Source organism: Mechercharimyces sp. CAU 1602 (genome assembly GCF_024753565.1).
GTDB lineage: Bacteria > Bacillota > Bacilli > Thermoactinomycetales > JANTPT01 > Mechercharimyces.
Genome location: NZ_JANTPT010000001.1, coordinates 1141121 through 1154330 on the forward strand (window position 1 = coordinate 1141121; position 13210 = coordinate 1154330).

Sequence of the window (13210 nt, forward strand, 5' to 3'; positions counted from 1 at the left end):
ATCATGATTCTTGTGTACGAATCACCTTTCCCACCATTCCCGCTAATGGTGAGATGCCGAATTCATTTAGCACAGTAGGTGCAATATCAGCAATTTGCAATCCATGCAACAATAGCCCTCCATCCACGCGTTGCGAGTTGTTTTTCCACGATGAAATAAAAATTCCTTCGTAATCATGATTGGCACCATCTGGACCAACATCATTTTCATGCGTAAATATCTGGTTCCCACCTACCAAGCCAATCGAACGCCAATACAGATCCCCAAAGTAGGCAATCAGATCGGGGGGAATGTTATTGGTCGTCTCATATTTTTTATCCGGCTTAAACACCGTCACCGGAAAACGAGCGCCGTGATCATCTTTAAGTGATCTTAGCTTTTTAATCAATTGATTTCGCGTACGTTCATAACGGCTGGCATCTACCAATCCATGCGGCTCTCTCCCCTTTACATTGAGATGAATACGGCCATAATATCCTCCGTATCCCCACGCTTTCGTACGTCTCCAATCCACTTCAGATAAGTCGAGCGGACCTAGTTGTGTTGGCTCCTTTTTAAGGGTAAGGTACCCTTCTTTCCGCAACCATTCATTGATACAAAAACCTCCATCCATGCGTTTTGCCCCGTGATCGGAAACTACCATAATCATAGGGTTTCCTGGCACAGAGGCAATCAGCTCCCCAATCTGTTGATCCACATATTGATAGTACTGCAAAATAGCATCACGATATTGAGATGGCTCATGCAACACATGTTTCGAATCCATCAAATGCCAAAAAGCATGATGAATCCGATCTATCCCCATCTCTACCATCATAAAAAAATCCCATTCTTTCGCTTGCAATAAGTAGCGTGCGGTTTGAAAGCGTAGTCGAGTCATCTCGTATATAGAGGTAAGCAGTTCATCATACTTAGCTGTCCGAAAATTATCTACATCAAATAAGTACGTACCTATTTTTCTTTCTATCTCATGTTTTAATGCTGAGGGATACGTATAAGGAGAGGAGGCGTCTGGAGTAAGGCAACATGAGATCATATTTCCTTCTATCGGCTTAACTGGATATGTGGGCGGAACCCCCATTACCAGTGACTGGAATCCATGTTCACCTAGAACATCCCAGATCGTAGGTTCTGTAATCACAGAGCTATCTACAATTCCAACAGAGTTATACCCATAGTCAAAGCGATTACGAAATCCGTAACATCCTAACTGACCGGGATCTTTTCCCGTCACCATCGATGCCCAAGCAGGAACTGTGATAGGAGGATCTGTACTGCGCAGACGAGCAGAGGCACCTGATTGTATCAAACGCTTAAGATGAGGCAATTTATCGAGAAAACGGGTAAAAACAAGCTCAGGATCGGCACAATCCAGGCCAATCACCATCACCTTCTTCTCTCTTACCCTCATCATTCTTTCTCCCCTTCTGTCGGAATAACCCCTCGTTTCTCCAGGAACAAAATGAGATTGCGAGCACTACCCTCTGGACTCTCATTTTCTGTATCCAATATTAATTCCGGATAAAGCGGTTCTTCGTATGGGTCACTTATTCCAGTAAAATCTTTAATCTCCCCATTGATCGCCCGTTTATATAAACCTTTCACGTCCCTTTTCACACAGCGATCCAAGGAGCACTTTACATATACTTCAGCAAAAGAATCAATCACTTGACGACAGTGTTCTCTCATATTACGGTACGGAGAAATGAAAGAGGCAAGTACAATGACATCATGCTTTGTTAGTAGCTGCGAGACATAAGCTACGCGCTCGATATTGGCTGCGCGATCCACCTTAGAAAAACCAAGATCTTTTGTTAACCCCGCCCGGACAATATCGCCGTCCAAACGCTGGACTCGCATACCTCTTTGCTTCAATATTGCTTCCGCGTGACAAGCAATTGTTGTTTTCCCAGCTCCTGATAACCCTGTTAACCACAATGTTATTCCTTTTTGCCTCATGACGACACCTCCGTTATAGCAGTAAGATATGCCTTTGTACGTGACAGGGAAACGCCCTTTTGCCTATGAGCACACAAAGAAGGGACAACGCCTAGAACTTTCAAATTCAATTTACATATAATGATATAGCTAAATGTCAAGGTATAGGAGTGAGAAATATTGTTTCCCATGACTCTTGGACAGTTGACAAACATCCTTAATGGGCAGCTCATACGTGGCAAGCATACGACCAAAGTCTCTCATGCCCTCTATCTTAGTACCCAACATTTGAATGCCGGATCTGTCTTCTTTTACTCACCTTCTAAAGTCGTTCCCTCTACCGATAATGCACGCAATTTCGCAAGCCTGAAGCGCAAACAGAGTGCTGGTATCATCGTACCCGCTAGTTGGGCAAAGCGAGTACCCAGTCATCATTCTGTTATCGTAGTACCAGATGTAAAAGTAGCCATTTATCGCCTCGCTAAATGGCATCGCAAACAATCAAAAGCTATTTTTATCGGTGTCACTGGCAGTGCGGGGAAGACAACCACCAAAGAACTATTAACCGCTATTTTATGTCAGAAATATTGCACATTAAAATCAGTTGATAACCTTAATGTATTCCAGTATATTCCTTATTCATTATTTCATTTACAACGAAAACACGAAGCCGTCGTACTTGAAATGGGAATGGCTAGTTTAGGAAATATCAAAAGCCAATGCTTAACTGCTACCCCCCACATAGGCATCGTAACCAATGTCGGAGAGGCTCACGTAGGAAGCTTAGGCAGCTCACTTCAAAATGTGGTACGTGCCAAGCAAGAATTAGTAGATGGCGTATTACCACATGGACTTCTTGTGATCAACGCGGACGATCAAGGGAGTAAAAAACTTTCCTTCAAGCGGCATCGAGGCAAATTGATCACAATAGGGATAAAAAACAAAGCGAATCTACGTGCTACCCATGTACATTATCACCCCCAAGGCATGCGCTTTAAGGTAGACGGCCATTCCTATTCGATCCCCATGTACGGTGAGCACAATGTTTACAATGCCTTAGCAGCCATCGCTGTAGCCAAGCATTTAAAGATGGGGCCAGTCGCTATCCAAAAAGGAATCCACCGCTTTTATCGCCCTCCCTATATGCGTATGCAACAAATTACAGGTATCCGCGGTTCATTGTTGATTAATGATGCGTATAATGCAAACCCCTCCTCAGTGATCGCAGGATTAAATACCGTATCCAAAATAGCACAAAATCGTTATACCATTGCTGTCTTAGGTGAAATGTCAGAGTTAGGATCACTCTCCATAAAAGGTCATCGCCAAGTCGGACGTGCCGTAGCTGAATACAAACCAAATCAATTACTCACCATCGGTACACATGCCAAACAGATCGCCAACAGTGCCATTCTTAATGGTTTCCCAGAAAGTGCTGTCCATTCTTTTGATATGAAATGGCATGCATTACGGTATCTCGAAAAAGAGATTCCGCAAGGGGCCATTGTATACTTCAAAGCTTCGCGCAATCTATTTATGGAAGACATCGTCAACCGCTTGCGCGCCTCTCGAGAAATAAAAGCTAACCGCTAATCTTTTTCATTCGTTGCAACAAATTGCGCAAACGATGGGCATAGAGATGATCGGCTAACGTTCGTTGATACGCTTTTTGTTTTATCTGCAATCGCTCATTTTCATGTTCGATATAGTAGGGAATTAAATCATGCAATTGTTCCCACTCTTTATACGCCACCATCTCATCCGGGAGTTCATATAGTTTCGGTAGGTCAGGACGGTAACTAGTCAATTGAAACGATGAACATGAAGCAACTTCAAATATCCGGTTATTTGGTGTATATGCTGCCACTTTTAATGTATTCAACTTTAAAAAAGAGTCGTCGGAAGAGCGATGGATATTTAATACGATATCTGCCCCATTATAGTAGCGCATCGCCTCTAAGGGAGATACCCACTCATTTACTACTTTTGGTGAACCCTTTCTTCGGCGTACCACCTTGTCCCACCCTGGTCCAACCAATAAAGTTTTATATTTACGCAACAACGGCATCAATCGTCGAATCTCATCTTTACGGTTATCAAACGACATTCCTAGTAAGAGTACTTGACTATGATACTTAGCTGCTACCGACCGTGGAGTGAAGAAAGAATGTGGTGCCGCTAACGGCAAATGATACACATGTTTACATCCGCGCTCTTTATACACAGGAATTGCAGCTGAATCAATTGTAAAAACAGCATCAAAATGACGACATGTTTTTACCGCTCGATCAATTGCATACGGATCATCCGTATACCAAATCGCTTTCGGAATAGAGACTTTATCCAATAAGCGCAAATGTTTTGCTTTTAGCTTCCAACCCAGCATAACCAATATCATATCTGGTTTCCAGCGATTAATCGTAGATATCCACGTACGGGAAAAGTCATTATTGACAAGCATAGTTTTAACACCGATGTTCAATTCTTTCATTCCATGGACGATCGCTCGATCCAAAAAAGAAAAAGGTCGTTTTATCGAAGACGCGATATATAAAACCCTCAACCTGATCCCCCCTCTCTACCGAAATTGTGTACTCCAATCAAAGCCTATTCGAGCATCGTCCCATGGAATACGATGTTCATCTGGACAAGTTCTGTTATAAGATCGGGTAGTAAAATAAAGAATAGTGGCTGGCTTATTTCCCAATACGCGATAACCATGAGCCACCCCTTTAGGAATGAGTACAGTGCAAGGATTCTCTTCTCCTAAGTAAAACACATTCGTTTCGCCTTCAGTGGGGGAGTGAGTACGCAAATCATATAGGACTACTTGCGCATTTCCGCTGGAAAAGTACCACAGATCATCTTGACGTTCATGGTAATGAAATGCTTTAATCACCCCTGGATAAGACATCGAAGCAGAAGCTTGCCCAAAGTGCTCTAGCAGTTCCTCGTCATCGCGTACAATTTCCATGAAAGTCCCACGATCATCACAATATTTCTCTAACCTTTTCACCACTACACCATTAATCATCATCCTTCCCCCTTTGTGACAAGTAATCTTTTAGACCCTGTTTCCAGTGCGGAGCTGGCACCAATCCATGTTCTTGCAAACGCACCGTGCGCAAGATCGAAACAGCAGGACGTTTCGCCCTCCTCTGTAACTGCTTAGCTAAAATTGCTTCGATTTCAACATGTTCCATCTCACTTTGCTTCATGATTTCCTCTGCAAATTGAAACCATGAACACGCCCCACTACTGGAAACATGATAGATCCCTTGTGCATTCGACTCAATCAGCCTCTTTAATGTGCGAGCAACATAACCCACATGGGTTGGAGTACCCACTTGATCTGTAACCACGCGTAGTTTCTTCTTTTTCTTTGCGCGAGCCAATATTGCCTTCACAAAGTGATTTCCTCCCCGTCCGTACAACCAGGACGTTCGTGCAATGACATAGCGCGAGCATTGTGATTGCACAGATAGTTCACCTGCACGCTTGCTCCGGCCATATACATTAAGAGGTGAAGGATCGTCGTTTTCACAATATCCATCCGTTTGTTTACCATCGAAGACATAATCTGTACTCACATATACCATTAATGTACCTTTGTCCTCACAAAGTCGTGCCAAGTGATGAGTTCCTGCCGCATTTACCTGATACGCACGCTCAGGCTGATCTTCACTCTCATCTACGTTCGTATAAGCAGCACAATGAACGAGAATATCGGGAGCATCTTTTCGAAATAGCTCGGTAGATTCTTCTTTCACACCCACATCCCATTGCTGACGACCAAACCCTTGAACATGAAATCGTGGATTCCAAGTTCGTACAATCTCCTGTCCCAACTGCCCTTCGGCACCCGTCACCCATATCTTCACCTCCACCCCTCCCTGCGTTCTTCCTGCCGGCGATACCACTTCACCGTCTCTTTTAATCCCTGCATTAGTGAGATACGGGGTTGCCAGAAAAGTTCGGAACGCAATTTCTGGGCGGACAAAGCATAGCGTTCATCATGTCCAGGTCGATCCCCCACAAATTGAATGAGTGAAGATGGCTTTTCTAGTATCTCTAGTATGGATTTAGCCATTTCGATATTTGTTTTTGTCTCTTCTGCACTAACATGATAAATTTCCCCTGTTCTTCCCCTACACCGAATAGCATCTATAGCTGTACAGTGATCATCCACATGAATCCAATCCCGTATCTGCTCTCCATTTCCATAAAGAGGTAGTGAGCGATGTTGCAGCGCCCGACCGATTAGCTTTGGAATCAATTTTTCCTGATGTTGATGAGGGCCGTAATTATTAGTACAGCGCGAAATTACAATAGGCAAACCATGAGTGTGCACTGCTGCCATACATAACAGATCTGAACTAGCTTTACTCGCTGCGTAAGGGTTTCTCGGGGCAAGTGGGGCACTCTCATCCAAGTAACCATGAGAGACGCTACCATACACTTCATCTGTTGATACATGCACCATCCGTTTTACACCCATACGCCGTACCGCCTCAATCAGTCTGGTCGTTCCAACGACATTGGACTGCACAAATGGATCTACATGATCAATACTACGATCCACATGGCTTTCAGCCGCAAAATGAACAACTTCATCAATCGGGAATTTAAACAGATTACGCATCGCGCTCTCATCCGTTAAATCGCACTTCAAAAACTGATACCGCGGATCTTCTACAAAAGCAGCAACATTCTCCAATTGTGCAGCATATTTAAGTGCATCCGCATTAATCACATCAATATGTTCATATGTGTGCAATAAATAACGGATATAACGACTCCCAATAAAACCGGCTCCTCCCGTCACCAGAATCGTTTTCTTCAATCCAATCCCTCCTCTAATTCATGGTAATAAATATCCTGTGCATATTGATTAGAACGGAGGAGGGAATCTGGCGTGCCTGCGTCCGTCCACCATCCTCGTAAGCGATCATACGCTAATACACTATGCCGAATATACAAATTATTCACATCAGTAATCTCATACTCTCCTCGCTTAGAAGGTTGCAAAGACTCAATAAAGGTGAACACTTGTGGATCAAAAAAATAGATTCCTGTCACACAGTAATCACTCTTCGGGTTCCGTGGTTTCTCCTCAATAGAATACACCTGATCTTGAGAAATCTCTGCAACCCCAAATCGCCCAGGATTTTCTACTTTTTTGACTAAAATACGAGCACCCTCAGACTGCTCTCGAAATTTTCTCACATAAGAAGTTAATTCATCTTCAAATAAATTATCTCCTAAAATGACAAGCACACGTTCTCCGTTCACAAAGTCACGCGCTAGCGAAAGTGCCTGGGCAATTCCACCGGGCTGATCCTGAACTTTGTACGTCAAACGAGCGGAAAAGTTTTGTCCACTCCCTAATAATCGTACAACATCACCCATATGCTCTACCCCGGTAACAATTAATACATCTTCGATTCCTGCTCTCACCATCTTTATCAAAGGGTGATAAATCATGGGATAGCGTCCGACGGGTAATAAATGCTTATTGGTTACCTTTGTCAATGGATATAGCCGCGAACCGGTTCCCCCTGCCAAAATAACTCCCTTCATTTGCACTTCCCCTCTTTCACACCAATCATCCCTTCTAGGGTATTCGCGGGGAGTCAGTTGTGTATCAGATATGCGCCCATATTTTTCTTGGACTAGTCTAAAATAGCATGTCGATGCTGTTTCATGTTTTACATTAGTTTGTATAACAAACTTGTTTAAATTAAACGGGTCGTCAATTGCCCTTTCTTGCATTATAATAGAGAGATTGAAACGAAACGGACGGTGAAATCATGGATATATCCACTCTCATTCCTTTTATAGTAGTCTCTATTCTCCTTACCTTATCTCCCGGACCTGATTTCCTCTATGTCATCACCCAAAGCATCTCACAAAATGCACGGGCCGGGTTCGCTATTGCTTTAGGCTTATGTTCTGGTGTGATCGTACATACAACTGCTGCTGCCCTTGGCATCTCTGTCATTGTACAGCAATCTGAACTCGCCTTTTTCATCTTAAAAGTGTTAGGAGCCGCCTACCTTCTATATCTTGCTTGGAAATCCGTAAAAGAAAAACCCCAGATCAGCACCCTCCAGTCACAACAGTCTACCTTAACAGCAGGTGCCCTTTATCGTCGTGGTTTTATTATGAATGTGATTAACCCTAAGGTCGCTCTTTTCTTTCTCGCTCTATTTCCACAATTTATTCCTACAAGCGTAGAAAACCCAACATTCTACACCTTCGTCCTAGGGTTCATCTTTATGATTCAAGCCCTCATCATTTTTAGCCTCATCTCTATTGGAGCTGAATGGGTTGGAGCAAAATTCTTACAAAACGCACGGGCCCAGCGCACGGTTCATCTTATTCAGGCGACTATTTTTGTTTTGATCGCTATTCAGTTGATTTTTACTCAAGCACCTTAATAAATCCCCCTTAACCTCCAAAACGGGTTAAGGGGGATTCGTATTTGCTATAAAGAAGTATCGCTACCTGCAATATGCGCTTGATTTAATAGCTGCATCCACTTTTCTTCTCTATCACTTTCTATCGGAATTCCTTTATACACATATTCAATAACATGGATCCCCTTCTCTGATGAAACCACACGTACCAAAGCTGAATGATCCGCATATTCTTCGTCTACTGGTTCTGAGGTGTAACGAAACATCGCATCCTGATTCTGCTCATGAATGACTTCAAATGATTGCTTCGCTTCCGTATTTGCTTTCATTTCTTTTATTAAATCTTTCATCGCTTGTCCAGCTGGGAAGGGATTAACCGGTAACTTATCATCTGAAAAATAGAGTACTTGAATGCGCTCAATCTGTTGATCTTCACGCAAGTCTTCAATTCCGAAGGTACGTATTTCTCCATTATCCCCTCGATCCTCTTCCCCAGTTATCTCCCAATTCTGCTCATCGAAGCTTAATTGTAGTCCAAATACTTCTTCACTCGAAACCGCTGCTTGATCTCCTCCACTATCGGTAGGATCAATCGGCTCTAAATCTTCTTCATCACCTTGCACGGTTGTCGTATCTTCAATCTCAGCTTCCTTTTGCTCTTGTTCCTTATTAGCTAATATTTCCTTCTCTACTGCTTCTTTTCTTTTTTTCATTTCCTCATTCTGTTGCTCTAGGGAAACTGCCATCAGAGTGCCACAACCAGAAAGAATCATCAATATGCTAAAAGCAGTTATCCACTGTAACACACGTCTCATTTTTCGCTTTTCAACCCCTCTCACATTTTGCATTCCGCATGATGGTACCATTTGTATATTACCATATCTTACTTAAAAATAAGACCCCTACTAGCCATTTTCTTCATTTGCCCAACCAAACTCTTCTGTTGATGAATACCTTATTAGGGATCGCATTTGGATTTTCTTTTTGTATCAAGAGGGGGGATCCCGTACGAAAACGATATCTCTTCATGCTTGTGTAAACCTTATCGGAGGAAAGCTGATCAGGGGGAACGGCAAGCAATGGATAAACGCGTGTAACTTTGGTGACTATCGTCGTTTACAAAGAAATCAAGTCTATTTTTATACCAAACAGACTTCCTGGGAGCGACAACTTGCAGCGATTCGTCAAGTCCAACCCATAGCGGTCGTTCTCCCCTATTCTCTCAAAGACTCCTCGCTTCCATCGAAAGTAGCCCTCATTGTTGTAAAGGATGCTTATCGTGCCTTTTGGACTTTAGGCAAATGGAATTGGCAACAGTATAATCCTACCGTCATCGGTATCACAGGGAGCTCAGGAAAATCAACCACTACCGCTATGCTCGCCGGTATGCTAAAACAAAAATTCTCCATGGTAAAAACAACTGGGAATTTAAATACATTTAAATTTAGATGATACCCTAATTAAAAAAAGCCGAATTCAATCGGCTTTTAAGCACTTTCTTTTCAGCTGTTCATATTGCTCGCATGTAATTAACCCTTCTTCAACAAGGTTACTTGCGATTACACTTATTAGTATCCGTTCTCCTTGGGAGCTTGCGCACCATTTATCAGGTTGGCTTAAGTCCTCTACTCTGCATCCATTTTCCCGTGTGATCCTCTTATGCTCCATGAGGAAGCCTCCTTAAGTCTCTAAGTTATTCATATGTACATGCTTTTATCATCTAGATATACATTAATCTATATATTTATTGTAATTTAATATCAATTTTTGTTTTTCGAAAATATTATTCAATCCTTGCATTTCCTACGAGGTTAATTTCTGTTAATATTTATTTATGGAAACATTGTATCTAGGCTACTATGAAAGATCAACAAAAACATTTTCATTTTAAAATATGAATATATAGTCTTAGTGCCAACTCATACAAAGGTATATCTCTTAATTGTTGTTACATTCCATCGCCTACCGATTTATGCAATGTACAACATTCATTTTTTGTTAAACAAAAAAATGAATTGCAGGAGAGTGATTTAGAGTGAAAATAGATTCGTGTATTGAACTAGGGGAAGTATTGCGAGTATACAGAGAGAAAAAGGGCTGGAAAATCGAATATACTGCTTCCCTCGGAGAAATATCTATTGGAACCATTAGCAAAATTGAAAATGGGGATCCAACCGTTTCAACAAAAAAAATAGACCAGTTAAAAGTTATCTTAGGAATTTCAAAAGAAGAGATCAGATCATTGAAAGATGATAGAGCCGATATAGAATTATTATTAGACTCTATTAATTCTTTGATCGAAACTTTTGAAATAGAGCCTGCTTTAAAAGAGCTAGAACAACTTAAAACAGGATTTTTCCCGGGTTATATAAACTTCCTCAAGGGGAAGTGTTATTTAGAGAAAGGACAAGAAAAAAATGCTGAAGAGGCGTTTCATGAAGTAATCAAGAACAAATATAAGGACAAGTCAAATTTAATATCAATGTGTTATCATGAAATCGGGCGATGCCTTTATAAAAAAAACAATGTAAGAGAAGCTCTCATATGGCATAAAAATGCATCCGATTCCTTTGACCCTGAAGGTGCTTTTCAATATTTCCAACCCTCAATGGATATCAATGAGGCAATCTATCTGAAGAAGATGGGTTTTAGAGGGGGCTCCTTAAAAATAGTCAACTCATTGTGGTCAATAAGAAATGAAATTAAAAAACTCAATTCACTTCTAAACCTATACGAGCTTTATGCTGAGTTCGCTGTTGAAGATACAAATCTTGATTTGGCAGAGGAAGTTGTTAGAGAAGGAATCGAATTAGCAAGAATAAATAGCAATCAGAACAGGTTGGCTGATTTTTGGACAAAATTAGGGGTTATCAAAACACAGTTAAAACGCTTTAATAGCGCTCAAATGTGTTTTGGAACAACACTAAAGCTAAAAGAAAGAATAACGGAGCCTCGCATACTAATTACAACATATGAACAAATGGGTGTACTATATATGGAGCAGGCAAACCTCAACAAAGCAGATGAGTGCTTCAATGAAGCAGTACGTCTTGCAAACGACCTTAATGATCACATCCAACTCGTTGGCACCTTACACCTAACCGGGGATCTGAAGAAAATGCAGGGTCAACACACTGAGAGTCTAAAGCTTTATAAAGAAGCAGCGCAAATCTCACATAAGTATGGACTTAACCGACAAGAGTATGAATCCATAATAAAACTAGCTGAACACTCCCAGATCGCAGACAACACTCAAGAGTACAAACAGCTAGGTAAAAGAATCATGGATCTTGAACTCGAATATAGATCTTCATTAAAGGAGGATACTTATGAAGAAGTATAAACTATCTATACTGCTAATCGCTGTACTAACTATTCTTCTTCCTTCCCTGCCAACATCTGAAGACATAGCTACCAAAGTACCGCCCATTCAGTATTATGAACCAGATGGACCTTAATATTGAAGACATAAAAAGCCACCCATTCACGGGTGGTCATTTTTTTGTTCTTCATATAACTCCTCAATAGTCACTCCTAAAACCCTACTCAACCTAATTAAATACGGATATGTCGGATAGCTAGTACCTTTTTCCCACTTTGACATTGCTGCGCTAGACACTCCTATTTTATCCGCAATCCAACTAGCCATTATTCCCTTTTGAGTACGCAACTCTTTAATACGTGGTATGTACCTCTCTTTTTCCATTCGCATCACCTATTACTAGTTTACACACAAAATTGGACAAGTCCTTCTAACATTCATAAAAATTTTCTTACATATGTAAATTGTCCAAGCATAGGCGCATATCATGATATTACCAAGGGTTGAACAGAGATTGTCCTGACAGCGGAAATCAACCCTAGGTAATACCATGGCATCACAGAGGAGAGAACTCCATGATCCTAGGAATCGACGGTGGTAACGAACGGGTGAAAGTCTACGGTGGAAGTAGTGGTTTTGACTCCTTCTTAGCGGACATTGGCGAATATAGGGAGTTAAAGCTCAAGAATCAACACGGAGAGGACGACATGGTCTGGGAGTACGAGGGTCACAAAGGGTTTGCAGGCTCTCTTGCCCGCTGGGAATCGGAGCTGGGCGGATCAACAAAGGGAGGCACAAAGGCGCATTACGATGGGAAGATGCGGATACTTTTTGCAGTGCACAGGTACTTAAATAAGTTCATCGGAAACTCGGTCAAAATCGTCGTCGGTCAGCCGATTGATCGCCACACCATTGAGGAGAAGCAGAAGATTATCGAAATGTTGGTCGGCTGGCATGAGCTTACGATCAATGGCGACAAGAAGAAGTTTCACATCAGCGAGGTTAAAGTGGCAGCAGAAGGAGCCGTTGCAGGGCTGATCAATCCAGTTAAGGGTATTGTAAGGATCATCGACATTGGATCGGGTACGGTGAACTGCGCTTCCCTAAACGATATGAAGTACCTTGATAGGGAGAGCTTCACGGAACCGTTCGGGCTATCGACCCTACAAACGACCGATGAGGCTTCTATAGCCAGACGCATCGCCAATGCCTGCACCAGTAGACGGTGGAAGAAGGGTGATCACGTTATTCTGGTAGGCGGCGGTGCGAAGGCGTTTATCAAGCCTCTGAAAGCGCACTTCCCCAACGCAGTGGTCATCACCCTTACAAACGGCTTAGACCCCGTATACGCCAACGCTATAGGGTTTTATGAGATAGGAAGGAAGGTTTATCACAATGGGAAAAAAGATCGCTCAAGCCGTGTTCAACGTGCGTGATCCATTTCAGTCACGTTTGTGGGATCACATCTCGAAGCATAAGAACCGCTCGGCATATATCAGGTCGCTTGTACAAAGGGATATGGAGGGTGGCT

Annotated in this window: 16 protein-coding genes; 6 read left to right on the top strand and 10 right to left on the bottom strand. The window is 42.2% G+C overall.

Annotation, left to right across the window (positions count from 1 at the left end; translation table 11 throughout):
- Position 1: 1 nt before the first annotated feature.
- Together NXZ84_RS05960 and cysC are read right to left on the bottom strand one after the other, a co-directional pair.
- Positions 2-1411: an alkaline phosphatase family protein gene (locus NXZ84_RS05960; RefSeq protein ID WP_258839348.1), complete on the bottom strand. Its 1410-nt coding sequence runs from the start codon at positions 1409-1411 to the stop codon at positions 2-4.
- Complete coding sequence (gene cysC, locus NXZ84_RS05965) at positions 1411-1959, bottom strand: adenylyl-sulfate kinase (protein WP_258839349.1); 549 nt, start codon at positions 1957-1959, stop codon at positions 1411-1413. The genes NXZ84_RS05960 and cysC overlap by 1 nt, the downstream gene beginning before the upstream one ends.
- 168 nt (positions 1960-2127) lie before the next feature.
- On the opposite strand from cysC, the gene NXZ84_RS05970 reads away from it, so the two are divergent.
- A complete protein-coding gene (locus NXZ84_RS05970; protein WP_258840348.1) occupies positions 2128-3531 on the top strand; it encodes a UDP-N-acetylmuramoyl-tripeptide--D-alanyl-D-alanine ligase in 1404 nt (467 codons plus the stop codon).
- Here the strand turns inward: NXZ84_RS05970 and NXZ84_RS05975 are convergent.
- Genes NXZ84_RS05975 through NXZ84_RS05995 form a run of 5 tightly spaced genes read right to left on the bottom strand, consistent with a single transcriptional unit; the run spans position 3521 to position 7518 of the window.
- The gene (locus tag NXZ84_RS05975) at positions 3521-4501 is read right to left on the bottom strand and encodes a CgeB family protein (RefSeq protein WP_258839350.1); all 981 of its coding nucleotides are present in this window, start codon (positions 4499-4501) and stop codon (positions 3521-3523) included. The two genes, NXZ84_RS05970 and NXZ84_RS05975, sit on opposite strands and share 11 nt — an antisense overlap.
- 15 nt (positions 4502-4516) lie before the next feature.
- Complete coding sequence (locus tag NXZ84_RS05980; protein WP_258839351.1) at positions 4517-4972, bottom strand: dTDP-4-dehydrorhamnose 3,5-epimerase family protein; 456 nt, start codon at positions 4970-4972, stop codon at positions 4517-4519.
- Positions 4965-5819, bottom strand: coding sequence for a dTDP-4-dehydrorhamnose reductase (gene rfbD, locus NXZ84_RS05985; protein ID WP_258839352.1), 855 nt, complete (start codon positions 5817-5819; stop codon positions 4965-4967). The genes NXZ84_RS05980 and rfbD overlap by 8 nt, the downstream gene beginning before the upstream one ends.
- Complete coding sequence (gene rfbB / locus NXZ84_RS05990) at positions 5816-6781, bottom strand: dTDP-glucose 4,6-dehydratase (protein ID WP_258839353.1); 966 nt, start codon at positions 6779-6781, stop codon at positions 5816-5818. The genes rfbD and rfbB overlap by 4 nt, the downstream gene beginning before the upstream one ends.
- Positions 6778-7518 (bottom strand): sugar phosphate nucleotidyltransferase, encoded by a 741-nt coding sequence (locus tag NXZ84_RS05995; RefSeq protein WP_258839355.1) that lies wholly within the window; start codon positions 7516-7518, stop codon positions 6778-6780. Before NXZ84_RS05995 ends, rfbB begins: the two co-directional genes overlap by 4 nt.
- Positions 7519-7748: 230 nt before the next feature.
- Here NXZ84_RS05995 and NXZ84_RS06000 point away from each other — a divergent pair, with 230 nt between their 5' ends.
- Complete coding sequence (locus NXZ84_RS06000) at positions 7749-8378, top strand: LysE family translocator (RefSeq protein WP_258839357.1); 630 nt, start codon at positions 7749-7751, stop codon at positions 8376-8378.
- Between the two features lie 47 nt (positions 8379-8425).
- Here NXZ84_RS06000 and NXZ84_RS06005 read toward each other — a convergent pair whose 3' ends face one another.
- Entirely contained in the window at positions 8426-9163 is a 738-nt protein-coding gene (locus tag NXZ84_RS06005) for a hypothetical protein (protein WP_258839358.1), read from the bottom strand.
- A 178-nt stretch (positions 9164-9341) separates the two neighbouring features.
- On the opposite strand from NXZ84_RS06005, the gene NXZ84_RS06010 reads away from it, so the two are divergent.
- Positions 9342-9809, top strand: a complete 468-nt coding sequence (locus NXZ84_RS06010) for a Mur ligase family protein (RefSeq protein WP_258839359.1) — start codon at positions 9342-9344, stop codon at positions 9807-9809.
- Positions 9810-9833: 24 nt separating this feature from the next.
- Here NXZ84_RS06010 and NXZ84_RS06015 read toward each other — a convergent pair whose 3' ends face one another.
- Positions 9834-10025, bottom strand: a complete 192-nt coding sequence (locus NXZ84_RS06015; RefSeq protein WP_258839360.1) for a hypothetical protein — start codon at positions 10023-10025, stop codon at positions 9834-9836.
- Between the two features lie 367 nt (positions 10026-10392).
- On the opposite strand from NXZ84_RS06015, the gene NXZ84_RS06020 reads away from it, so the two are divergent.
- Entirely contained in the window at positions 10393-11700 is a 1308-nt protein-coding gene (locus NXZ84_RS06020) for a helix-turn-helix domain-containing protein (RefSeq protein WP_258839361.1), read from the top strand.
- Positions 11687-11815, top strand: a complete 129-nt coding sequence (locus NXZ84_RS06025; RefSeq protein WP_258839362.1) for a hypothetical protein — start codon at positions 11687-11689, stop codon at positions 11813-11815. The genes NXZ84_RS06020 and NXZ84_RS06025 overlap by 14 nt, the downstream gene beginning before the upstream one ends.
- Before the next feature lie 26 nt (positions 11816-11841).
- Here the strand turns inward: NXZ84_RS06025 and NXZ84_RS15215 are convergent, their stop codons facing one another.
- Positions 11842-12069, bottom strand: a complete 228-nt coding sequence (locus tag NXZ84_RS15215) for a helix-turn-helix domain-containing protein (RefSeq protein WP_396654032.1) — start codon at positions 12067-12069, stop codon at positions 11842-11844.
- A 185-nt stretch (positions 12070-12254) separates the two neighbouring features.
- Between NXZ84_RS15215 and NXZ84_RS06030 the strand changes: the two genes are divergently transcribed.
- Positions 12255-13115, top strand: a complete 861-nt coding sequence (locus NXZ84_RS06030; RefSeq protein WP_258839363.1) for a ParM/StbA family protein — start codon at positions 12255-12257, stop codon at positions 13113-13115.
- Positions 13116-13210 lie beyond the last annotated feature (95 nt).

Coding starts and splice junctions, on each gene's coding strand:
- NXZ84_RS05960 (WP_258839348.1), bottom strand. CDS start 1,411: ATGAGGGTAAGAGAGAAGAAGGTGATGGTGATTGGCCTGGATTGTGCC.
- cysC (WP_258839349.1), bottom strand. CDS start 1,959: ATGAGGCAAAAAGGAATAACATTGTGGTTAACAGGGTTATCAGGAGCT.
- NXZ84_RS05970 (WP_258840348.1), top strand. CDS start 2,128: ATGACTCTTGGACAGTTGACAAACATCCTTAATGGGCAGCTCATACGT.
- NXZ84_RS05980 (WP_258839351.1), bottom strand. CDS start 4,972: ATGATTAATGGTGTAGTGGTGAAAAGGTTAGAGAAATATTGTGATGAT.
- NXZ84_RS05995 (WP_258839355.1), bottom strand. CDS start 7,518: ATGAAGGGAGTTATTTTGGCAGGGGGAACCGGTTCGCGGCTATATCCA.
- NXZ84_RS06000 (WP_258839357.1), top strand. CDS start 7,749: ATGGATATATCCACTCTCATTCCTTTTATAGTAGTCTCTATTCTCCTT.
- NXZ84_RS06015 (WP_258839360.1), bottom strand. CDS start 10,025: ATGGAGCATAAGAGGATCACACGGGAAAATGGATGCAGAGTAGAGGAC.
- NXZ84_RS06025 (WP_258839362.1), top strand. CDS start 11,687: ATGAAGAAGTATAAACTATCTATACTGCTAATCGCTGTACTAACTATT.
- NXZ84_RS15215 (WP_396654032.1), bottom strand. CDS start 12,069: ATGCGAATGGAAAAAGAGAGGTACATACCACGTATTAAAGAGTTGCGT.
- NXZ84_RS06030 (WP_258839363.1), top strand. CDS start 12,255: ATGATCCTAGGAATCGACGGTGGTAACGAACGGGTGAAAGTCTACGGT.